17 protein-coding genes, 2 tRNA genes and 1 pseudogene are annotated in these 21,997 nt (G+C 60.6%); 13 read left to right on the forward strand and 7 right to left on the reverse strand.

All coding sequences use genetic code 11. The annotated features are described in order from the left end of the window. Window positions 1-150 precede the first annotated feature (150 nt). From ACP0GE_RS17530 to ACP0GE_RS17545, 4 genes are all read left to right on the forward strand, one after another. Window positions 151-1,275 carry an extracellular solute-binding protein gene (locus tag ACP0GE_RS17530; RefSeq protein WP_424833195.1) on the forward strand — a complete coding sequence of 375 codons (1,125 nt, stop codon included), beginning with the start codon at window positions 151-153 and terminating at the stop codon, window positions 1,273-1,275. Between the two features lie 115 nt (window positions 1,276-1,390). Next, window positions 1,391-2,503, forward strand: a complete 1,113-nt coding sequence (locus ACP0GE_RS17535) for an ABC transporter ATP-binding protein (protein WP_424833196.1) — start codon at window positions 1,391-1,393, stop codon at window positions 2,501-2,503. A gap of 11 nt (window positions 2,504-2,514) precedes the next feature. Then, a complete protein-coding gene (locus tag ACP0GE_RS17540; protein ID WP_424833197.1) occupies window positions 2,515-3,435 on the forward strand; it encodes an ABC transporter permease in 921 nt (306 codons plus the stop codon). After that, window positions 3,432-4,703: an ABC transporter permease subunit gene (locus tag ACP0GE_RS17545; protein WP_424833198.1), complete on the forward strand. Its 1,272-nt coding sequence runs from the start codon at window positions 3,432-3,434 to the stop codon at window positions 4,701-4,703. Before ACP0GE_RS17540 ends, ACP0GE_RS17545 begins: the two co-directional genes overlap by 4 nt. A 139-nt stretch (window positions 4,704-4,842) precedes the next feature. Here the strand turns inward: ACP0GE_RS17545 and ACP0GE_RS17550 are convergent. From ACP0GE_RS17550 to ACP0GE_RS17575, 6 genes are all read right to left on the reverse strand, one after another. Continuing rightward, window positions 4,843-4,917, reverse strand: a tRNA-Glu gene (locus ACP0GE_RS17550). A 22-nt stretch (window positions 4,918-4,939) separates the two neighbouring features. After that, window positions 4,940-5,014, reverse strand: a tRNA-Glu gene (locus tag ACP0GE_RS17555). 109 nt (window positions 5,015-5,123) lie between these two features. Beyond that, window positions 5,124-6,866, reverse strand: coding sequence for a single-stranded-DNA-specific exonuclease RecJ (gene recJ / locus ACP0GE_RS17560; protein ID WP_424833199.1), 1,743 nt, complete (start codon window positions 6,864-6,866; stop codon window positions 5,124-5,126). A 92-nt stretch (window positions 6,867-6,958) separates the two neighbouring features. After that, window positions 6,959-7,942, reverse strand: coding sequence for a class II fructose-bisphosphatase (gene glpX, locus ACP0GE_RS17565; RefSeq protein WP_424833200.1), 984 nt, complete (start codon window positions 7,940-7,942; stop codon window positions 6,959-6,961). A gap of 71 nt (window positions 7,943-8,013) precedes the next feature. Beyond that, window positions 8,014-9,300, reverse strand: a complete 1,287-nt coding sequence (locus ACP0GE_RS17570) for a homoserine dehydrogenase (RefSeq protein ID WP_424833201.1) — start codon at window positions 9,298-9,300, stop codon at window positions 8,014-8,016. 108 nt (window positions 9,301-9,408) lie between these two features. Next, window positions 9,409-9,660: a hypothetical protein gene (locus tag ACP0GE_RS17575; RefSeq protein ID WP_424833202.1), complete on the reverse strand. Its 252-nt coding sequence runs from the start codon at window positions 9,658-9,660 to the stop codon at window positions 9,409-9,411. A 76-nt stretch (window positions 9,661-9,736) separates the two neighbouring features. On the opposite strand from ACP0GE_RS17575, the gene ACP0GE_RS17580 reads away from it, so the two are divergent. Further along, on the forward strand, window positions 9,737-10,324 hold the full coding sequence (locus ACP0GE_RS17580) for a TetR/AcrR family transcriptional regulator (RefSeq protein ID WP_424833203.1): 588 nt from the start codon (window positions 9,737-9,739) through the stop codon (window positions 10,322-10,324). Between the two features lie 21 nt (window positions 10,325-10,345). Here the strand turns inward: ACP0GE_RS17580 and ACP0GE_RS17585 are convergent. Then, a pseudogene (locus ACP0GE_RS17585) lies at window positions 10,346-10,678 on the reverse strand (pirin-like C-terminal cupin domain-containing protein); the annotation flags it as partial. Window positions 10,679-11,193: 515 nt separating this feature from the next. On the opposite strand from ACP0GE_RS17585, the gene ACP0GE_RS17590 reads away from it, so the two are divergent. From ACP0GE_RS17590 to ACP0GE_RS17625, 8 genes are all read left to right on the forward strand, one after another. Further along, complete coding sequence (locus ACP0GE_RS17590) at window positions 11,194-11,547, forward strand: hypothetical protein (RefSeq protein ID WP_424833204.1); 354 nt, start codon at window positions 11,194-11,196, stop codon at window positions 11,545-11,547. Further along, window positions 11,544-12,170, forward strand: coding sequence for a helix-turn-helix domain-containing protein (locus ACP0GE_RS17595; protein ID WP_424833205.1), 627 nt, complete (start codon window positions 11,544-11,546; stop codon window positions 12,168-12,170). Before ACP0GE_RS17590 ends, ACP0GE_RS17595 begins: the two co-directional genes overlap by 4 nt. A gap of 111 nt (window positions 12,171-12,281) precedes the next feature. Then, window positions 12,282-12,485, forward strand: coding sequence for a hypothetical protein (locus tag ACP0GE_RS17600; protein WP_424833206.1), 204 nt, complete (start codon window positions 12,282-12,284; stop codon window positions 12,483-12,485). 151 nt (window positions 12,486-12,636) lie between these two features. Further along, window positions 12,637-13,386 (forward strand): UPF0149 family protein, encoded by a 750-nt coding sequence (locus ACP0GE_RS17605; RefSeq protein WP_424833207.1) that lies wholly within the window; start codon window positions 12,637-12,639, stop codon window positions 13,384-13,386. Next, the gene (locus ACP0GE_RS17610; protein WP_424833208.1) at window positions 13,383-13,793 is read left to right on the forward strand and encodes an Rpn family recombination-promoting nuclease/putative transposase; all 411 of its coding nucleotides are present in this window, start codon (window positions 13,383-13,385) and stop codon (window positions 13,791-13,793) included. Before ACP0GE_RS17605 ends, ACP0GE_RS17610 begins: the two co-directional genes overlap by 4 nt. A 184-nt stretch (window positions 13,794-13,977) precedes the next feature. Beyond that, complete coding sequence (locus ACP0GE_RS17615) at window positions 13,978-14,373, forward strand: hypothetical protein (protein ID WP_424833209.1); 396 nt, start codon at window positions 13,978-13,980, stop codon at window positions 14,371-14,373. A 106-nt stretch (window positions 14,374-14,479) separates the two neighbouring features. After that, entirely contained in the window at window positions 14,480-21,577 is a 7,098-nt protein-coding gene (locus ACP0GE_RS17620) for a choice-of-anchor R domain-containing protein (RefSeq protein WP_424833210.1), read from the forward strand. Further along, complete coding sequence (locus ACP0GE_RS17625) at window positions 21,574-21,930, forward strand: hypothetical protein (RefSeq protein WP_424833211.1); 357 nt, start codon at window positions 21,574-21,576, stop codon at window positions 21,928-21,930. Before ACP0GE_RS17620 ends, ACP0GE_RS17625 begins: the two co-directional genes overlap by 4 nt. Window positions 21,931-21,997: the final 67 nt, after the last annotated feature.

The raw sequence follows: 21,997 nt of genomic DNA on the forward strand, positions 1-21,997 counted from the left end.
ACTCTGTTTTCCGAACCTTTGCCAAAGTTGCTTCCACCAAACTGGACTTATTGAATGCTTTGAACTGTCACTTTTGGACTGACAGCTCAGCAGGAAAGGTCTAGCGTGAAAAAATAACAATAAAAAATTCAACAGTGGGAGACTCAAAAAATGGCCAAACACCAAACTCTATCCCGGCGCACGGTTTTGAAAGGCGCAGGGGCAGCAGCCCTAGCCGCACCGCTTTACAGCAAAAGCGCGCTTGCGTCGTCGGGCGAGATCAACATCCTGATGTGGTCGGATTACCTGCCGCCCACGTTCATCCAGGAGTTTGAAACCCTGACCGGCATCAAGGTGAATTACACCGGTATCGGGTCGAATGAAGAAATCATCAACAAGATGAAGGCCACCAAGGGCCAGGGCTTTGACATCGTGTCGCCGACCAACAACCGCTCACTTCAGTGGGAACCGCTGGAGCTGTTGCAGCCCTTCGACATGAACAAGGTTCCGATTGATCTGGTGAACCCGGCGATGGCCAAGATCGGTACCGATGCCTGGGACTTTGGTGGCAGTGGTGCGCACTGGCTGCCTCATATCTGGGGGACCGAGGGTATTGCCTATCGCACCGACCTGTGGCTGCCGGAAGGTGACGCACCGTCTTACGGCGACGTTTGGTCCGAAGAAAATGCCGGCAAGACAATGGGTCGTGCGCATTCGATGATGCTGGGTGCGGGTCTGTACATGGAGCGTGCTGGCGAGATGGAGCCGGGTTCGGTCTGGGCCGCGTATGGTGATGAAGACACAATGCGCAAGGTCTGGGGCCAGATCGCGGATTGGTGTATCGCCCGCAAGGACCGCATCAAGCTGATCTGGAACGATGCCGATACACAGAAGAACGGCTTGTTGAACGAAGGTGTGATCGTTGGTCAGACCTGGGATGGCCCGCCGCTGGCACTGAAATCCGCTGGTGAGCCAGTGCATTATCAGGCTCCGGTCGAAGGCGCGATGGCCTGGGTTGACGGTATTGCCATGCCGACCGGTGCTGCGAATATCGATCAGGTCTATGCCTTCGTCGATTTCGCCTATCAGGCCAAGCCTGCCGGTGTGGCGATTGACAGTCACGGCTATAACTCACCAGTTCTTGGGGCCGATCAGTATTCAGGCGACACCTACAAGAAGAACTTTGCCGAGGCCTATCCGGGCGACTCGCTGGCCAATCTGAACCCATGGCCTGCCGAGGCACCGTGGTATGCCGAAACCCGGACAGAGTTCGTCAACAAGTTCAAAAGCGCGTAAGCGTTTTGAACCTCGGCCTCCCGCAGTGCGGGGGGCCTTCCTTCTGCGCGCCGTCCCGGCGTGACGGACAGTCAAAGGATGTGGGGACAGTGCACATCCTAGGGAGATACCAACAATGAGTGCAGGGGTCGGAGTCGATCTGGAAAACCTGTGGATCCGTTTCGGCGATTTCGTCGCCGTGCGCGATGCGAACGTGAACATCAACGGGGGCGATTTCTTTTCGTTCCTTGGCCCGTCGGGCTGCGGCAAGACCACGATCTTGCGCGCGGTGTCCGGATTTCTTGATCCCAGCGAAGGCAATGTTCTGATCGGCGGCAGGAACATGAAGGGGATTGGCCCGAACAAACGGCCCACCGCCTTGATTTTCCAGAACCTCGCGTTGTTTCCACTGATGAAGGTTTGGGAAAACATCACCTTTTCGATGGAGATCAAGGGCGCCAGCGCCGCCCAGCGACGGAAGCGTGCTGATGAGTTGCTGGATATGATCGCGTTGCCGGGGCAGGGCGACAAGCTGCCCAGCGAGTTGTCGGGCGGTCAGCGCCAGCGGGTCGCCATTGCTCGGGCCTTGTGCGCAGAGCCGGATGTGCTGTTGCTGGACGAGCCACTGTCCGCGCTTGACCTCAAACTGCGTCAACATATGCGAACCGAGCTGCGCGAAATTCAGCAGCGTGTTGGCATCACCTTTATCTATATCACTCACGATCAGGGCGAAGCCCTTACCATGTCCGACAGTATCGCCGTCATGCGGGCGGGGGTAATCGACCAGATTGCCGATGGAAAGACGATCTATAACGATCCTTCCACGGCTTTTGCAGCCTCTTTTGTTGGTGAAAACAATGTGTTCCGAGGCAAAATTAAACAGGTCACGGGGAATGAGGCTTTGATCGCGACCAATCGCTCGGGCGAGTTGCTGGCGCGTATCTCCACCGCCAATCAGGGCCGGATGAAAGAAGGCGACGAGGCCATGATGTTCATCCGCCCCGAGGCGATGACCATCGCCCCGGACGGAGCGAGCGGCAACCAATGCGTTACCGCCCGCGTGAATCACGAAGAGTTCGAGGGCAATGTTTTCAACATCTTCACCGAAGCGGATGGTGGAAAAGAAATCAAAGTCTCATTGCCGAATGTGGGCCAGTCATTCGAGGATCACACCGGTCAGACAATCACGCTGGAATATGAAACCCGCAATGCGGTGGTTGTTCCAGCGGGCGAACTGGCCGCGGAATAGGGGGTTCGAACATGCCCCGGTTTCTAAAGGACTTCTTCAACCGCAACGGCACCGGCATGGGTGTCCTGATCCTGGGTCTGGTCCTGTTCTGGACCATCGGCCTGATCATCCTGCCACAGCTGTCGATGCTGGACTTCTCATTCCGCCCGAACCTGCCACCGCCCGAGATTGGCGGGCCTAAAGATGTTTATACACTCGAGAACTACAAATACCTGATCTATGGTCCCGAGGGGGGCAGTCAGGCCTACAATGCCGTCGATCTGCGCGTGTTCTTCCGCACCTTATTGGCCGCGATCTGCGTCACGATCTTCAACTTGATCATCTGCTACCCGATTGCCTACTATCTGGGTCAGACCAAGGGCAATCACATCCGTATCTTCGCGATCATGTTGATTATTCCCTATTGGATCAACGAGATCCTGCGCGCTTTTGCCCTGCGGATCATCTTTGGTGAGACCGGTGTCCTGAACACGTTGTTCATGGGCCTGGGTATCTGGGATACGCCGTTTGACTTCATCCGCAACGACATCGCGCTCTATGCCGGTCTGGGCTATGCCTATATCCTGCTGATGATCTTCCCGATCTACAACGTGATCGAAAGCCTGGATCACAACCAGATCGAGGCTGCGCGTGATCTGGGCGCGCCGTGGTGGCGCATCCACTGGCGGGTAGTCATTCCTTACGCCAAGCCGGGAATCAGCTCGGGCTGCACCATGGTTTTCATGCTGAGCGCGGGCGCGCTGGCTGCGCCGCAAATTCTGGGTGGGCCGTCGTCTTTGTGGTTCACGCAGCTTATCTATCAGCAGTTCAACGACAACAATGACTGGCCGCAGGGGGCCGCCTACGCCATCGTGCTGCTGGTGACCTGTATCCTGTTCGTCCTGGCCGTGATGCGCCTGTTCAAGGTGAACATGGGGGATATCGGGAAATGAATAATTCCTTCCTCCGCATCAGCATATGGGCCTATCTCGCGATCTTTTTCGCTTATCTGCTCGGCCCGCTGGTGATCATGTCGATAACGGCGTTCAATTCGTCCGGCTTTCCACGCATGAGCCCTTGGGAGTGTCTGACCTTTGAATGGTTTGGCGAGCTGTTTCGGGATCAACGCATCCTGACCGGTATCAAGAACTCGGTGATCGTTGGGTTGGGCACGGTGGTTCTGTCGGTGGCTATGGGTTTGGCCGGGGCGCTGATGTTGACGCAAATCTGGCCCAAGCTGCGCGCGACCTACTATACGATCATCATTGCGCCGATCCTGATCCCCGGCGTGGTTCTGGGTATCTCGACGCTGGTGTTCTGGGACCGGATCAACCGGATGCTGGGGCTGGGCGCAGACAGCGTTTTGTCGAACGGGATTTTCCTGACGGTGATCGGCCAGTCTACCTTTATCGCCAGCTATTGCATGCTGGTACTGGTGGCACGGCTGCAACGCTATGACGTTGCTCTGACCGAGGCAGCGCTGGATCTTGGCGCGACGCACGCACAGGCGTTCCGTAAGATTCTGCTGCCATTCATGCGCCCGGCGATTGCTTCGGCGGCTGTTCTGGCATTTCTGGCGTCGTTCGAGAACTACAACACTACCACCTTCACCTTTGGTGAATATCCGACGCTGACGATCGAGTTGGCGCAGAAGGTCCGCTATGGCATCACACCGTCGATTTCGGCACTGGCCTTTATCATCGTGGCGCTGACAGTGTTTTTTGCCTTGTTGAATGAGGCCAAGCTGAAACGTCAGGAACTGGTGGCCGCTGCGCGCAAGAAGGCCACTGTCGAGGAGCTTGCGGGCAAGATCAAATTGCCCAGCTTTTTCGCCGGGAATATGGCGGCGGTCCTGCTGGTTGTGTTTGCAGTAGCCACAATCACAGTTGTGGGAACCGCAACGGCCTACGATCCAGGCCAGTGCATCGCCGATGTAAGAGAGCAAAAGCGCCTGGAAGCCGAGCAGCGTATTCAAGAGCTGCGCAAGCAGCGGGAAGAGCGACGCAAACAGCAGGAAGCTCAGGAAGCCGAGCAGGAAGGTGCGCAGTCCACACCGAAACCGTCGAACAACAGCGGCTTTGGCAATGTCTTTGCGCCAAACACCCTTAGCGGTGACAGCGACGACGGCGCTGAAGCGACCGAAGAACAGCCCTCTGGGTCAAACAACAGCGGTTTTGGGAACGTTTTTGACCCCAACAGCCTGCAAAGCGGCGACGAATAGGCGCCACCCGATTGCACCATTGTGGCCCCGGTCGATAATGGCCGGGGCTTTTTCTCTACCTAAGGTGGTTCGTGAAGCAATTGAGAAGTCTCAACCCGCCAGAATGGTCCATAGCGAATTTAAGTGATGTTGTGAAAAATGGTAGCCCGTAGGGGAATCGAACCCCTCTTTCCAGGTTGAAAACCTGGCGTCCTAACCGATAGACGAACGGGCCATTTGGTCCAGTCAAGCACAAGTGGTAGCCCGTAGGGGAATCGAACCCCTCTTTCCAGGTTGAAAACCTGGCGTCCTAACCGATAGACGAACGGGCCACGCTGGCTTGTGGAGGGCCTTTTACGGATAACCCAGCACCCCCGCAAGCCGAAAAACGCCGGGGCGCATAACTTTTTTGGCTGCAACCCGGTCGCCAGAAAAGCAGGTTCAATTTGCTTCAGCGGCGTCCTCCAGGCGCAGTTGCACATTCTGACGTCCGCCCCATGAATTGACCTCAAGCCGCCCGGCGAAATGGAACCGCGCGCCACCGTGATTGCTCAGCCGATCCCCCATCGGGCTGTCAAAAGCCCCAAAGGCAATGGCATCTAACCCGCCACCCATTCCGTCGCTAAGCGACAGCTTCAAATGGGTCTCACCCACACGTTTGGCAAAACGCACTTGCAGATCGGGCAGGGCATAGCGTGGGGCAGGGGCTCCGGCACCAAATGGGCCTGCCTGTTCGATCTGTTCGATCAGATCAACCGTGGCAGCCCCCGGCATCAACACACCATCCAGCTTCATATCAGTCGGGCCGCCCTGACCAGCACCCTGTTTCGCCAAAAGCTCGCTTAACCGTTCCATCGCGGGTTCCAATTTATCGCGCATTACGGTCAGCCCTGCCGCCATCTTGTGACCGCCGCCCTTGACCAGAAGGCCCTCGGCTGCCAACCGCTGGATCGACGCTCCCAGATCAACGCCCGAGACAGACCGGCCCGAGCCTTTGCCCTCGTCGCCGTCAAAGCCAATAACAATCGCGGGGCGGTTGGCAGCCTCTTTCAGGCGCGAGGCGACGATGCCCACAACTCCGGGATGCCAGCCATCTCCTGCGGCCCAAACCAGCGGCGCGTCCAGACCGCGCTCCTCCGCCTGTTCCAGCGCAGCGGCACGGACAGCGTTTTCAACATCACGCCGTTCCGTGTTCAGGGCGTCCAGACGCTCGGACAAAGCCTGCGCTTCATGCGTCGAATCCGTGCTCAGCAGCCGTGCCCCCAGATCGGCCTGCCCGATCCGCCCGCCAGCGTTCAACCGTGGCCCCAGCAGAAACCCCAGGTGATAGCTATTGGGTGCGGTATCCATACGAGACACATCCGACAGGGCAACAAGCCCAGGGCGCTGACGCCGGGCCATAACTTTCAGCCCTTGCCGAACCAATGCGCGGTTCGCCTCGATCAAAGGCGCCACATCAGCCACGGTTGCCAGAGCCACCAGATCCAGCATCGCCATCAGGTCCGGGCCTTTTGTTCCATTTTCCCGCAACTGCCGCCCGGCTTCGACTAGCATCAGAAACACAACGCCTGCGGCGCAGAGATAGCCAAGATCGCCGCTTTCATCCTGTCGGTTGGGGTTCACCACCGCCACGCAATTCGGCAGAGTTTCCCCGCCAAGATGGTGGTCCAGAACGATCACATCCGCGCCCTTGGCGGCAGAAATTGGTTCATGGCTGAGCGTCCCGCAATCGACACAGATGATCAGATCATGGTCAGCGGCCAGCTTCTGCATTGCGGGCGCATTCGGTCCATATCCTTCATCGATCCGATCCGGAACATACAGCGTCGCCGCCAACCCCATGTGCCGGAGCCACACCAGCAACAGGGCCGCCGAACTGCCCCCGTCCACGTCATAATCCGCAAATACCGCGATCTTCTGACGACGGCGTATCGCCTCAAGAAATCGGGTCGCCGCAGCTTCCATGTCTTTCATGGCACGTGGGTCCGGCAGCAATTCTTTCAGCTTGGGGTCCAGAAACCCGCGCGCCTCCATCGCAGGCACGCCGCGCCGGGCCAGAACCTGACAGACGGCCCGGGGCAGGTCGGTCTGTTGCGCCATCATTTCAGCAGCTCGTTCCACTTCGGCTCCAGGTCCGACCCAGCGTCTGCCTGTCAGTGATTGCTCAACCCCAAGAAAACTCATCGCGCCCCTCATGCGGCAAGGCCGGGCCCTTACGGACCCGGCCTCTTCATCTTTTCTACAAATACTCTCGCCGAAGGCAACGGCGCAAGCCGTTATGCGTTGTCGTGTGACCACATCGGCGTGCGGTAGGACATGCGGCGCACCGAACCGGTTTTCGACCGCATCAGCAGAGTGGTCGTTTCAACCCAACCCGGCTCGCGCTTGATGCGCGGCAGCAGCGAACCGCCGGTGACACCTGTGGCGGCAAAGATCACATCCGCCGTTACCATCTCATCCCGAGCATAGACACGGTCCAGATCGGTGATACCCGCCTTGGCCGCACGTCCGCGTTCGTCATCGTTGCGGAACAGCAGGCGGCCAAAGATCTGCCCGCCCATGCATTTCAACGCGGCCGCAGCCAGAACGCCCTCGGGCGCGCCGCCTTGGCCCATATACATATCGATGCCGGTCACTTCGCTTTCGGCGCAATGCATGACGCCTGCGACGTCTCCGTCGGTAATCAACCGGATCGAGGCCCCGGTCTCACGCACTTCGGCAATCATCGCCTCATGGCGGGGGCGTTCCAGAATGCAGACGGTGATATCGGCAGGCTCGCAGCCCTTGGCCTTGGCCAGGGCTTCGACCCGTTCGCGCGGCGTCATGTCCAGATTGACGACACCTTCGGGATAGCCCGGCCCGACGGCCAACTTGTCCATATAAACATCCGGGGCGTGCAGCATTGACCCCCGCGGGCCCATTGCAATCACGGTCAGGGCGTTGGGCATGTCCTTGGCGGTCAGCGTGGTGCCTTCCAGCGGGTCCAGCGCGATGTCCACGCCCGGCCCCGTACCGGTGCCAACCTCTTCGCCGATATACAGCATGGGCGCTTCGTCACGCTCGCCTTCGCCAATAACCACAACGCCCGAGATATCCAGCAGGTTCAACTGCTCGCGCATGGCGTTCACCGCTGCCTGGTCGGCAGCCTTCTCATCGCCGCGGCCAACCAGCGAGGCCGAGGCCAGAGCGGCCTGTTCCGCCACTCGGGCAAGCCCCAGAGACAACAGGCGGTCATTGAAGTCGATCTTGGCTGCGCTCATGTTCGGTAATCCTTTGGTCAGCGAAAGCGTTTTTTCCGGCATAACCTGCCCATACGGCAGGCTGCAAGGGGTCAGACCTGTTCGATGCGCAGTGCAACCGGCTCACCGGCCACGACATCGGTTTCACGAAACCCGTCCAGAGCATGGTCCAGAGTTGAACGTGTGGTCTTGTGAGTCACGATCAGCACAGGGGCCGTGCTTTCGGTGTGCCCGTACTGGCGCATCCGATCGATGGACACACCGGCATCGCCAAGAATTGCGGCAACCTTGGCCAGCGCGCCGGGTTTGTCCAGCAGGCCCAGACGCAGATAGTAGGGGGCAGGCAATCCGGTCTGCGCGGCAGGCGCTTCCTGAAGCGTGTTTGCGGGCCGTCCGAAGGTTGGTATCTGCAACCCACGTGCCAGATCGCAAACATCGCCCATCACCGCGCTGGCGGTCGGACCTTCGCCTGCTCCAGGCCCCCGCAACACGATCTGCTCGACCGCATCGCCTTCGATCACGACCATGTTGGTTCCGCCTTCCAGTTGACCCAGAGGCGAGTCGCTTGGCACCAGACAGGGCTGCATACGCTGCTCCAAGCCACGCGCAGAGCGCTGCGCCACGCCCAGCAGTTTGATGCGGTAGCCCATATCGGCAGCCTGATGGATATCATCCAGGCTGATCTGCTGAATGCCCTCGATCTCGATCCCGTCGAAATTGGGCTTGGTGCCAAAAGCAATCGAAGATAGCAGGGCCAGCTTATGGGCGGCATCGATACCACCCACATCCAGATTCGGGTCAGCCTCAAGATAGCCGAGCTGCGCGCATTCTTCGAAAAGCGCATTATACCCCAGCTCTTGCGATTGCATCCGGGTCAGGATGTAGTTGCAGGTGCCGTTCATCACGCCCATCACGCGGGTGATGTCATTGCCTGCCAACCCTTCGGTCAGGGATTTGATCACCGGAATGCCCCCGGCAACAGCGGCTTCAAACCGGATGACGCGACCGGTCGCTTCGGCCTTTTCAGCCAATTCCTGCCCGTGGATGGCCAGCAGTGCCTTGTTAGCGGTGACCACATCTTTGCCACTGGCCAATGCTGCCTCGACCGAGGCTTTGGCGGGGCCGTTTTCGCCGCCCATCAGTTCGACAAACACATCGACATCGTCGCGTTTGGCCAAAGCGACCGGATCGGTTTCCCAAGCGTAGTCTGACAGGGCCACGCCGCGATCCTTACCGGCGTCACGGGCTGACACGGCCGTGATCTCAATCGCGCGACCAGTGCGCGCCTGCAACAAATCTGCGTGGCGGCGCACGATCTTGACAACACCCACACCAACGGTTCCCAAACCCGCAATTCCAAGCCGCAGCGCCTGTGTCATTCCGTGGGGTCCTTTCCGCTCGCATATGCCATTGAGGGCGCGTGGCCCCTTGTCGGCTGCCTTAGCGGGTTCGGGGGATGGGTGCAATGCGTCTTGCGGCAAACCGCATTAGTTGGATGGCGCGTTTTGCAGGGCTTCGGCCTTTTGCGCCAAGGCGTCGCTCCGTGCGATCAGATCGTCCTCGACCGTTTCGGCTTCGCTGATTGGATCAATCGGCGTTCCGAGTGTGTCGTCCAGTGGTATCAGGCGCGGGTAGGGGGCCTGACGCAGGGACGCCGCTTCGCTGCCTTCAAGCTCGGGGATGTCAGCGCATCCGATGCAGGCAAATGGAATGAATATGAGCGGCAAGAACTTCGTCATGGTTTCTGTGATGCACCTTTTGACGGGGCGGTTCAAGCGGGCTTCTATATGAACATTTGTTCAGATAAGGTGAGGTATGGCGCGCACACAAGGTTCCCATTCCGATATCACCGGCCCCCGCATTCGTGAGGCGGCTTTATCTTTGTTTGCCCAACAGGGCTATGCCGCTGTTTCGATGCGGCAAATCGCTGGTGAAGTCGGAGTGCAGGCCGGTGCCCTCTATAACTACACCCCGGACAAGCAAAGCCTGCTATTCCGTTTGATGCAGAACCACATGCAAGAGTTGATTGCGGCATATAACGCGTTGGAGCCCCAGCCCGACGCACGGGACGCCCTGCGCCAGTTCGTCAGCTTTCACATCCGATACCACCTTGAACGCCCGGATGAGGTGTTCATTGCCTATATGGAATTGCGCAATCTGACGCCCGAGAATTTTGCCGAGATCGAAACCCTGCGCGGACGTTACGAGGATGCGCTGGAGGGGATTTTGCGCACGGGTCAGCAGGCCGGTCAGTTTTCCATAACAGATACCAAGATCGCCACATTGGCGGTCATTGCCATGCTCAACGGCGTAATGACCTGGTATCGGTCCGGCGGGCGGTTGTCACTGGATGAAGTTGAGCAGGTGTATTGGGATATGGTCCGGAAATCTGTCACCGCCTGACGGACAGACGGTGACAGCAGTTTAGTGTGCGGGGCGAATGAACGTGCCATTCCGCAATTCGCGGAATGCCTGTTGCAATTCAGCTTGCGTATTCATAACGATCGGGCCGTGCCAAGCCACGGGTTCGTTTATCGGTGCCCCCGAGATCAGCAGAAACCTGACCCCATCGGGGCCGGCCTGAACGGTGATCTCATCCCCTGTGCCGAACCGAACCAAAGTGCGGTCGCCCGACATATCGCGGATATTGACTTCCTGCCCGGCGATTTCCTTCTCTAGCAGCACGCCCGTTGGCCGTGAGGCATCGGCAAAGGCGGCCTGACCTTGAAATACATAGGCAAAGGCCCGGCGGTAGGTGTGAAAACTCATAAACCACCAAATCAGGGGCAAGCCGTCTTACATAGCTTTCTACGTTCCTCTCATTAGCGTAATTAATACAGCATGTTGCGCGTGACTGCAAGCAGAGTTTATATGTGCTACATATATGTTTTTCGCGAGCGCTCTGTCGCAAAAAGTTGCATTTTTGGTGAGAACTATGTACGCATAATCCCGCGCTTTGCACTGCTTTTGCGTTGATCACGGTATATGTAAGCATATATGCTATATACAAAGCATAGCGATTTTTGAGCAGAAATCTGGCATTTTGAAGTCGTAGGCATATAGCGTTTGGTGCTTACATATAACGAGACCAACCATGCCAGACAATTCGGTTACAAAGCAGCGGGCGATATGTGGCCCGCTGCGCTGATATGCACTGTCCAGACAACAGCCCGGTCCGTCTCGCCCCGTTCAAGACAGCAGACGCTGCGATCAAGTTGGTCGAAAACCGTTACCGGGACGTTGAGTCACAGAACCCTGCCCTCGGAAGGAACTTGTCTGCCGCTGACCCCGATGAGATGCGCGCGTGGTACGACAAAGGCCAGGTCCATGCGATTGCCGCACAGGACAGAACAGTTGGGTGTCTCGCCGTCGCGCCTAGTGCGATCGAATGGATCGAGGGATATGAGATTAAGGAAGAGGTCATAACAACAACTCATACGGGCAATGGATACGCTGATGCGGCACAGGCCGTCTGGGCGGCGGACTGTCCGGCCCCGGATCGCCTCGTCATCGGAACGATCGATGGGCGCAACATCGCATCCCGCCGGACGGCGGAGCGTGCGGGGCGCAAACCGGTTCTGGCCTATGTGTTCCTGAAACTTCCCGTCGAACCAGGGCGGCAATGACGGGTGGCAAAGGCAGTTTCCAGTTTCCAACGCGGGTTCCGTCCGGATACATTGAAACCAAATGGCTTTTCCGGGTTCTGGAAACTGGAAAAGCCGGAAACGGAAACCTCAAAAGGGGCAAGTTCGGGATGCAGGATGGCAAAGGGGATCGCTTTGGTCTGCGGATAAAGCTCTGGCGCGACCGCGCCGACCTGTCGCAGCGTCGGCTTGCCAGTCTTCTGCGCGTGTCACATACCACCCTCGGAAAGATCGAGCGTGGCGAGATGGAACCAGGGCACGATTTGCGCACCCGGTTCGAAGCACTGGAACAGGGTGGCGCTCGGCTTGACGCTGACGCCTCCGATGCAGAATTCGCGCTCATCGCGCAGCTTGCGCCGGAGATCGAGGCGCTGCGCCAGGATGTGGGCGCATTATGCGACATACAGCGCGAAAACAGTACTGCGCTCGGGCAGATCGAACGCAGTTTATCGGATGATCGACCGGGCATCCTGTTGCGCGCGCTGCGCGGAGGGCTCACCATCTGGTGTGGGGTCTCGGGGCTGTTGGTCGCCGCCCTGTGGGTCGGGCTTGGGACGCAGGGCGTGTTGCGCGTTATCGTCATGGCCGTATCCGCGATACGGTAGAATAATCCCGACGCTGTTGTGGTTCGGCTTTTCTTCCAGCCAGTGAGCGCGTAGCGTTGCGCTGGGTCGGGCCTGCTATACGGCCAAACCCCTCCGGCAAAGAGGTGTGTGATGAGCAAGGTCAGCGATGAAGAGGTCGAACGGCTGAAAGCGGCCATGGGCGAGGCGCTGGGAGAGACATTCGCCAGGGATGGACCACCCCTGCCCGGCGAGGCCGCGAAAAAAGCGGTGATGATCCGCGCCACCGAACTCACGCAGACCGGCATCCCTTTCGACCATGCTATCCGTCAGGCAAAGCTGGAATTCGGGCTGTGAACGCGGGCCATGGGTTTTGGCGGGATCGAGGTTCAGGTGGGGTTTCCAGTTTCCAACGCGGGGACCAGATAGGTCTATGAAAATCTTTGTGATTTCCAGGGGGCGAAAACTGGAAACGCTGGAAATGGAAACCAACAAGGGATGATGTGGCATGGGCTTTGAGGGAAAACTGAGCGCGCAGGAAATCGCCGAACTCCACGGCTATCTCTGCGCTGTGTCCAATGGCAGGATCGGGTCTGTCCATGCCATGGATGGATTGATCACAGCACTCGTCTGTACGCCGGACCCAAGGCCCAGCCCCGACGAATACCTGTCAGTGATTCACGAAAACACCTCTGGCGGCTTTGTGCTGCGGGACGCCCATGAAGCACAGCGCATCGCGGAACTGGTCGCGCGGCATTACCAGTCTGTCCTGCGCAGCATCCGGGAGGGGTTTGAGGTCATCAACGGTGAGGTGTTGTACTACGAACCGCTGTTCGATCAGGATGACGGCGGCAATGTCTTCGCAGAGACCTGGTTCGGCGGGTTTTTGGCGGGAGCGCGACTTCGCCCCGATGTTTGGGATTGGCGCTTTAAAGGGTCGGAAGATCGTGATTACAAAAACCCCTTGGATCCACTTGTCCAACTCGTAACGCAACCAGCACGAGGCCCCGGCAGCAACCCCGATAAAGACCCGTTGTCCGTGGAGGAGCAGGATAAGCTTTGGGTTCAGGCGGCCATTGGCATCTGTGATATCTACCGCGAGAACCACCCTGAGGTCAGGCCGCCCAAGCCTGCGGCGCATGTCGAAACCGGCACTTATATACGCGACACGCCGAAGGTCGGGCGGAACGACCCGTGCCCCTGCGGGTCCGGCCGCAAATACAAGAAATGCTGCGCCCGGCGGGAGGCCGTGAAATGAAATTGCCCAAAGCCCGGCATGATGCCCTGTTCCGCCTGCTTGTCTCGGACCCCGCGCGCACCGCCGTTCTGCTGCGCGACTATCTCCCGTCCGAGGTTGTGGCACGGCTCGATCCTGACCGACTGCCGGTCCACGTTGAGGGAACCGCCATCGATGGCGAGGGGTTCAAAACACAGGCTGATGCCATATTCCGGCTCTATCTCCGGGATGGCGATGAGATCATTGTCTACGCGTTACTGGAGCACAAGGCCCAGAACGATATCGTCCGCCCGATCTCCTCGACCCTTCCGCGTTCACCATTCACCACCCCGAGGCCCCCGAGGTTGCGCGTGAAGAAGATTTTGTCCCCCGCTCTCAACCCGCCGGTTAACCCGCGCAGGTCCAGTGCGATCCCTCATCAGAAATGACTGCCCCGCTTCGAGTGTGAAGTGCAACGCCCGGCCTTCCCGGTAGTGAGGGCCGGGGAGCCGCGCCGCGTTGCGGTGTGCTTTCCAGAATTCGGAATGTGGGGAGCGTGTGGCACATCGTTTTGAAGCATCAAGGGGCGGATGGCTCCTGAAAGGCTTGCCGATGATGTTGACCGGAAGAATTTTGAATTTCGTTTTTGGTATCCCTGGTGTTGACAGCCTGATTTACCATCCCACACTTCCACGGAACGCCGGAACGCCGGAACGCCGGAACGCCGGAACGCCGGAACGCCGGAACGCCGGAACGCCGGAACGCCGGAACGCCGGAACGCCGGAACGCCGGAACGCCGGAACGCCGGAACGCCGGAACGCCGGAACGCCGGAACGCCGGAACGCCGGAACGCCGGAACGCCGGAACGCCGGAACGCCGGAACGCCGGAACGCCGGAACGCCGGAACGCCGGAACGCCGGAACGCCGGAACGCCGGAACGCCGGAACGCCTCATTACTGCGTCCGCGAGCGCGGTTATGAGGTTCGTATCATGGCGGCCCGGACAGGCCGCTTCCAGACGCATCTGTGAAGGTCGCGCCCGCTCTGTCGGTCCTGAGCCCTCCGGCACGCGCTGGCCTGCGCGGTTCGGGCACCATCTTGTCACCGGCCTGCGCCGCCTCTCTGTGCTGCGTCGCATGGGCGTGGCTCTTGCGCTGGGTCTGTTTGCGGCAACGGGGTTCGCAACGGAGGCGCAGGCTCAGAGTTCGGTACTGGTGAGTAATACCGGTCAGAATGCGGCAACCGCCGCGCGCCTGCGCCCTGACCGCGCTCAGGGCTTCACGACCGGCGACAACAGCGCGGGGTACGTTCTGACCAGTGTCGATGCAGTATTGCGCAATTTGAACACTATGGGTTGTCCGGACTTGGCGGTCACCATCCAGAGCAATTCCGGTGGCAGTCCGGGCACGGTTGTCGGCACGCTGACAGGTCCCGACAACTGCGAAGGTACGGCTGGAGATCATACGTTGACGTTCACAGCGCCTGGCGAGGGCCTCGACCTTGCAGCGAATACCGCATATTTCATTGTGTTTAAGGGTAAATCCTCCGCAACTGAGGAAATCGTCATAACGAATAGTGGCGCAGAGGATACCGGTGGCGCGTCCGGCTGGAGCATCGCCAATAACAGATTTTTTAAAACGAGAGGTAGCCTTAGCTGGGGCACCATTAGCGACTCTGCCTACAAGATTGCCGTCAAGGGCGAGGCCAAGACGCCCGGCGTGACTGTCACCCCGGCGGCTCTGTACGTGGATGAAGGCGATTCGGTGACCTATACGGTGGTGCTGGACACGGCCCCGACCGGCGATGTGGTGATCACTCCGACCAGTTCGGCCACGGCGAAGGCCACGGTCAGTCCCGCAACGCTGACCTTTACCATGACCAACTGGAACGAGCCACAGCAAGTGACGGTGAACGGGGTGGCGGCGGGCAGCGCCAGCATCAGCCATCAGGTGACCAAGAGTGCCGACACCACCAATTATCCGACCAGCATGAGTATCGATTCAGTCGCGGTCACGGTGACCGAGCCGCTTGCCGTCACGTTGACCGCCCCCGACACGCTGGCGCAGGAATGGAACGCGAACAACGCGGCCGAGATCAAGCTGGCGCTTCCCCGGGCGCTGGCGACCGGCGAAAGCCTGGTGATCCCCCTGCTGTTCACGGGCGGGGAACCCGGCACGGATTTCACCCTGGCCCTCAAGGGCAGCCCAACCGGGGTGGCGCTTTCTGGCGGGACGGTGACCTTTACCGGCAGCTCCGGCGGGTCCGCCACCGCCGCCATGGTAAAGCTGACGGCGATAAAAGACGCCGACACCATCCATGAACAGGTCATGGTCAGCATTCCGGCCTCGTCGTCCACGGGCGGCGACGCGACCCTGACCGCCACGGGTCTGCCCGGCGGCGCGACGGGGTCCGGCAGCGCCACAATCACCCTGCGCGACGACGTCGGCCGAACCATATCCTGGGAAAAGACGGCCGTCACGCTGGATGAATCCGCCGATTTACAGTTTTCACCTCGCCTTGTTTTGTCCGAGCCCTATGCGGCGGATTCCGCCGCCAATCAAGAAAACCCCATTGTGTATAGCTGTTACGGGGGCACGGCGACGAATGAACAGGATTATGACTTAAATAGCCTGGCAGTCTGTTCTGGCACTGAGCGCATTGAAAGCTTTTTCCCTATCGGTGTACACACAGCAATTGTGCGATTGACCGTTTCTGCATCAACGCATAATGATGCCATTGACGAACCGGACGAGACGTTCACGTTCACTCTGCTCGAGGACGAAATCCCGATCAATAATCCCGTCAGTTTGTCCGGGTCGGACACATACACCCTGACCATCCGCGACGACGACCCGACCGTGGTGTCGTTGGCGCGGGTGGGCTCCGGGGCGGTGACCGAGGGCGGTACGGCCGAGTTCACGGTGACGCTGGGCCGGGCGCTGGTGGCGGGCGAGATCATCGATGTGCCGCTCTCGGTTTCGGGAACGGGCGTGACCACGGACGACTGGAGCCTTTCGCTGAAGACGGGTACTGGCCTCAATACCGGCGTGGCGCTGTCGGGGGAGACCACGGCAACGCCGAGCCTGCGCTTCTCTGGCGCGGCGGCGGAAACGGCGAGGCTGGTGCTGACAGCGGTTGTGGACGGGGTTGCCGAGGACGGCGGCGAGACGCTGAGCGTGGCGCTCGGTCCTGATGACGCCACCGCGAACGGCTTTGACCGCACGAGCCTCGCCACCAATGTCGGCGGCGGCGCCGACCCGGACACGGGTGCCAACGCGTTCACCCTCACGGTGAACGAGGCAGCGGAGTTAGGCGTGACCGTCACTCCGGCCTCCCTGTCGGTCGCGGAGGCCGGGGGTACGGGCAGCTACACGGTGGTGCTGGACAGGCCGCCGAGCCATGACGTGGTGATTGCGGTCGCCTCGGGCGATACAAATATCGCCACAGTCAGCCCCCCGACCCTGACCTTCAGCACGACCGACTGGGACAGCCCGCAGCCAGTGACCGTGACCGGGGTGGATGATGATGTCGATCAGAGCACCGACCGGGTGGTGACGGTCGGCCATACAGTTACATCCAGTGATAATAATTATAACGGGTTAGTGGCCCCTGTTGTCAGCGTCACGGTCACCGATGATGATAATGTGTTCGACATCGTGCTGAGCAGGTCCAGCCTGGGTGTGGGCGAGGGGCAGAGTGTGACCTATACAGTGAGGCTGGAGGGGTCCCAGCAGCCAACCCATAATGTGATGGTGTCGGTCACGTCGGAAGATACGGGCGTGGCCACGGTGAGCACGGCGAACGGGGACGGGACCCTGACCTTCACGCCGTCTGACTTCCAGAACGCGCAGACGGTGACGGTGACCGGGGTGGATGACAGCCTGGCCCAGAGTTCTCCCCGCATGGTCGATCTCAGCCACAGCGCGACATCGACCGACCCGGTCTACAATGCAATCCCGGACAAAGAGATTGCGGTGTCGGTGAGCGATACGGCCCTGCCGGTGGTGACGTTCGCGGCGGAGATAGTGACTGTGGAGGAGGGCGAGACGGGCAGTTTTGTTGTCACGCGGACGGGGGACACGTCTGCGGCGCTGACCGTGTTGCTTGATGTTTCGATCGTAGAAGACTTTTCCGAGACGGTTAAGCTTATAACCGAGGAGCAAAGGGGCCATCAGGAGCTGATCATTCCAGCCGAACAAAGCTCGGCGACTTATGTGGTGCAGACTGTGGATGACGCATATGTTGAGCCGACCGGTTTCGCGAAATTGGCGCTGCGTGGTGCCGATACCTACTTGCCTGGCAAAACGGATACCGCATTCCTGGAATCGCTTGACAATGACGATAGCCCCGCAGTGACGGTCTCGGGTGGAGCTGCGGTGGTGGAGGGCACCAGCGCGGTGTTTACGCTGTCAACGGATATAGCAAAGCCATTTGATCTGACGATCAATCTCTCTGTGGCCGATGACGGAACCAGTGATTTTGTCGCTGGCGGCAATGAAGGGGACAAGACCGTCACCATTCCGGCCAACCAGACATCTGCCACCTATACGGTGGCGACCGAGGCCGACAGTACGGATGAGGCGAATGGCGTGGTCAGCGTGACGGTCGCGAATGGCGACAACTATTTTCCGGGCACGCCGGACATGGCTTCGGTCACGGTGCAGGATGATGACGGGACGGTGGTGCCTGTGCTGTCGGTCGCTGCGAAGGCGTTTAAGGGTCAGAGCCTCAAGGAAGGGCAAATCGCTTATGAGGAGGTTGCGGGGTCCGCGGAGTTCATTGCCTCTCTGACCCCTTCGGGTTCGTCGAGTCTGACTGTCTGCGTCCGGGTGACGGAGACGATTGAGGACCGGGTGTCCTCGTCGAACGAGGGGATCCGGACCCTGAGCATTCCGGCGAATTCGGGAGATTACGGGTTTCAGGTTCCCTGGGCGGATAATGCGACTGATGAGGCGGACAGCGTTGTGACGGTGGAGGCGGTGGCCCCTGAAACGGCGGGATGTTCGGCCTCCGCCGGGGCCTATACGGTCTCCGCGAGCGAGGCGTCCGACCGTGTGCGGATCGTGGACGATGAAGCGACAACCGCAAGTCTTGTGCGCGACGGCACCGGCGCGGTGGACGAGGGTGATACAATCACGTTCGAGTTGGGTTTTGACCGCGCGCTGGTGGCCGGGGAGAAGATCGTTGCGCCGTTTTCCATTAGCGGGACGGGTGTGACCACGAGTGATTTCACCTTGTCCCTCAAAAGTGGAGACGGGATCAATACCGGCGTGTCCTTGTCCGGAGAAACAACTCTGATGCCGCAACTGACCTTCTCGGGAGCGGGAGCGGGTCCGGCGGTTCTCGAGCTGGTCCCCGTGATGGATGCTACCGCCGAGAGCGGCGGGTCGGAGACATTCGCAATCCAGCTTGGGCGCGGTACTTCTCTTTCAGTCGGGAGCAATCTGGGCGGTGGGGTCGCGCGCCACGGCACAAACAACGGTTTCACAGTGATGGTGAATGATCTTGTGACACCGGAGATCACGATCACGGGCGGGTCCGCTGTTACGGAGGGGACGGGCGCAGAGTTCACGGTGACGGCCAGCCCGGCGCCGTCGGCAGATCTGACGGTCAGGCTCATCGTGGCGGACGATGACACGAGCGATTTCGTGGCTTCGACAAATGAGGGCGACAAGAGCGTGATCATTCAGTCGGGCACGGCTTCCGCCACATATACGGTCGCTACGACCGCTGACAGCATTGATGAAGCGGATGGCGCGGTCAGGGTGACAGTCAAAGCCGACCCGGCTTATACGCTCGACGGCCCTGTCACTGACACGGTCAGCGTCAGCGATGACGACGAGGCGGCTCTTGTGTTTGCGCAGGCCGCGGACCCGCTGGAAGTGTCGGAGGGCGGGAGCGCGGCCTACACGGTGGCGCTGGCGACCCAGCCGACGGCGACGGTGACGGTGACGCTGACCCAGCCGGCCAATACCGACGTGACGGTGGATACCAACACCGTCACGAACGGTAACCAGACCACGCTCAGCTTCACCACGGTGAACTGGAACGCGCCGCAGCAAGTGACGGTGGCGGCTGCGCAGGATGTCGATGCCGCCGTGGACAGTGCGGACATCCTTCACAGCGCCTCAGGCGGGGGCTACGCATCGGTGACCGGCACGGTCAGTGTCACCGTCACCGATGATGACGAGGCGGCTCTTGTGTTTGCGCAGGCCGCAGACCCGCTGGAAGTGTCGGAGGGCGGGAGCGCGGCCTACACGGTGGCGCTGGCGACCCAGCCGACAGGGACGGTGACGGTGACGCTGACCCAGCCGACCAATACCGACGTGACGGTGGATACCAACACCGTCACGAACGGTAACCAGACCACGCTCAGCTTCACCACGGTGAACTGGAACGCGCCGCAGACGGTGACGGTGGCGGCCGCGCAGGATGTCGATGCCGCCGTGGACAGTGCGGACATCCTTCACAGCGCCTCGGGCGGGGGCTACGCATCGGTGACCGGCACGGTCAGTGTCACCGTCACCGATGACGACGAGGCGGCTCTTGTGTTTGCGCAGGCCGCGGACCCGCTGGAAGTGTCGGAGGGCGGGAGCGCGACCTACACGGTGGCGCTGGCGACCCAGCCGACGGCGACGGTGACGGTGACGCTGACCCAGCCGACCAATACCGACGTGACGGTGGATACCGACACTATCACGATCGGTAACCAGACCACGCTCAGCTTCACCACGGCGAACTGGAACGCGCCGCAGACGGTGACGGTGGCGGCTGCGCAGGATGTCGATGCCGCCGTGGACAGTGCGGACATCCTTCACAGCGCCTCAGGCGGGGGCTACGCATCGGTGACCGGCACGGTCAGTGTCACCGTCACCGATGATGACGAGGCGGCTCTTGTGTTTGCGCAGGCCGCGGACCCGCTGGAAGTGTCGGAGGGCGGGAGCGCGGCCTACACGGTGGCGCTGGCGACCCAGCCGACAGGGACGGTGACGGTGACGCTGACCCAGCCGAACAATACCGACGTGACGGTGGATACCGACACCGTCACGAGCAATAACCAGACCACGCTCAGCTTCACCACGGTGAACTGGAACGCGCCGCAGACGGTGACGGTGGCGGCTGCGCAGGATGTCGATGCCGCCGTGGACAGTGCGGACATCCTTCACAGCGCCTCAGGCGGGGGCTACGCATCGGTGACCGGCACGGTCAGTGTCACCGTCACCGATGACGACGAGGCGGCTCTTGTGTTTGCGCAGGCCGCGGACCCGCTGGAAGTGTCGGAGGGCGGGAGCGCGGCCTACACGGTGGCGCTGGCGACCCAGCCGACAGGGACGGTGACGGTGACGCTGACCCAGCCGACCAATACCGACGTGACGGTGGATACCAACACCGTCACGAACGGTAACCAGACCACGCTCAGCTTCACCACGGTGAACTGGAACGCGCCGCAGACGGTGACGGTGGCGGCTGCGCAGGATGTCGATGCCGCCGTGGACAGTGCGGACATCCTTCACAGCGCCTCGGGCGGGGGCTACGCATCGGTGACCGGCACGGTCAGTGTCACCGTCACCGATGATGACGAGGCGGCTCTTGTGTTTGCGCAGGCCGCGGACCCGCTGGAAGTGTCGGAGGGCGGGAGCGCGGCCTACACGGTGGCGCTGGCGACCCAGCCGACAGGGACGGTGACGGTGACGCTGACCCAGCCGACCAATACCGACGTGACGGTGGATACCAACACCGTCACGAGCAATAACCAGACCACGCTCAGCTTCACCACGGTGAACTGGAACGCGCCGCAGACGGTGACGGTGGCGGCTGCGCAGGATGTCGATGCCGCCGTGGACAGTGCGGACATCCTTCACAGCGCCTCGGGCGGGGGCTACGCATCGGTGACCGGCACGGTCAGTGTCACCGTCACCGATGATGACGAGGCGGCTCTTGTGTTTGCGCAGGCCGCGGACCCGCTGGAAGTGTCGGAGGGCGGGAGCGCGGCCTACACGGTGGCGCTGGCGACCCAGCCGACAGGGACGGTGACGGTGACGCTGACCCAGCCGACCAATACCGACGTGACGGTGGATACCAACACCGTCACGAACGGTAACCAGACCACGCTCAGCTTCACCACGGTGAACTGGAACGCGCCGCAGACGGTGACGGTGGCGGCTGCGCCGATGCCGCCGTGGACAGTGCGGACATCCTTCACAGCGCCTCGGGCGGGGGCTACGCATCGGTGACCGGCACGGTCAGTGTCACCGTCACCGATGATGATCTTGTGTTTGCGCAGGCCGCGGACCCGCTGGAAGTGTCGGAGGGCGGGAGCGCGGCCTACACGGTGGCGCTGGCGACCCAGCCGACAGGGACGGTGACGGTGACGCGTCACGACGTGACGGTGGATACCAACACCGTCACGAACGGTAACCAGACCACGCTCAGCTTCACCACGGTGAACTGGAACGCGCCGCAGACGGTGACGGTGGCGGCTGCGCAGGATGTCGATGCCGCCGTGGACAGTGCGGACATCCTTCACAGCGCCTCGGGCGGGGGCTACGCATCGGTGCGGCACGGTCAGTGTCACCGTCACCGATGATGACGAGGCGGCTCTTGTGTTTGCGCAGGCCGCGGACCCGCTGGAAGTGTCGGAGGGAGCGCGGCCT

Origin of the sequence: Ruegeria sp., from assembly GCF_965243365.1 — a bacterium.
Lineage (GTDB): Bacteria > Pseudomonadota > Alphaproteobacteria > Rhodobacterales > Rhodobacteraceae > Ruegeria.

Coding starts and splice junctions, on each gene's coding strand:
- ACP0GE_RS17600 (WP_424833206.1), top strand. CDS start 12,282: ATGAGCAAGGTCAGCGATGAAGAGGTCGAACGGCTGAAAGCGGCCATG.
- ACP0GE_RS17545 (WP_424833198.1), top strand. CDS start 3,432: ATGAATAATTCCTTCCTCCGCATCAGCATATGGGCCTATCTCGCGATC.
- ACP0GE_RS17610 (WP_424833208.1), top strand. CDS start 13,383: ATGAAATTGCCCAAAGCCCGGCATGATGCCCTGTTCCGCCTGCTTGTC.
- ACP0GE_RS17595 (WP_424833205.1), top strand. CDS start 11,544: ATGACGGGTGGCAAAGGCAGTTTCCAGTTTCCAACGCGGGTTCCGTCC.
- ACP0GE_RS17575 (WP_424833202.1), bottom strand. CDS start 9,660: ATGACGAAGTTCTTGCCGCTCATATTCATTCCATTTGCCTGCATCGGA.
- ACP0GE_RS17540 (WP_424833197.1), top strand. CDS start 2,515: ATGCCCCGGTTTCTAAAGGACTTCTTCAACCGCAACGGCACCGGCATG.
- ACP0GE_RS17620 (WP_424833210.1), top strand. CDS start 14,480: ATGGGCGTGGCTCTTGCGCTGGGTCTGTTTGCGGCAACGGGGTTCGCA.
- ACP0GE_RS17570 (WP_424833201.1), bottom strand. CDS start 9,300: ATGACACAGGCGCTGCGGCTTGGAATTGCGGGTTTGGGAACCGTTGGT.
- recJ (WP_424833199.1), bottom strand. CDS start 6,866: ATGAGTTTTCTTGGGGTTGAGCAATCACTGACAGGCAGACGCTGGGTC.
- ACP0GE_RS17580 (WP_424833203.1), top strand. CDS start 9,737: ATGGCGCGCACACAAGGTTCCCATTCCGATATCACCGGCCCCCGCATT.
- ACP0GE_RS17530 (WP_424833195.1), top strand. CDS start 151: ATGGCCAAACACCAAACTCTATCCCGGCGCACGGTTTTGAAAGGCGCA.
- ACP0GE_RS17535 (WP_424833196.1), top strand. CDS start 1,391: ATGAGTGCAGGGGTCGGAGTCGATCTGGAAAACCTGTGGATCCGTTTC.
- ACP0GE_RS17605 (WP_424833207.1), top strand. CDS start 12,637: ATGGGCTTTGAGGGAAAACTGAGCGCGCAGGAAATCGCCGAACTCCAC.
- glpX (WP_424833200.1), bottom strand. CDS start 7,942: ATGAGCGCAGCCAAGATCGACTTCAATGACCGCCTGTTGTCTCTGGGG.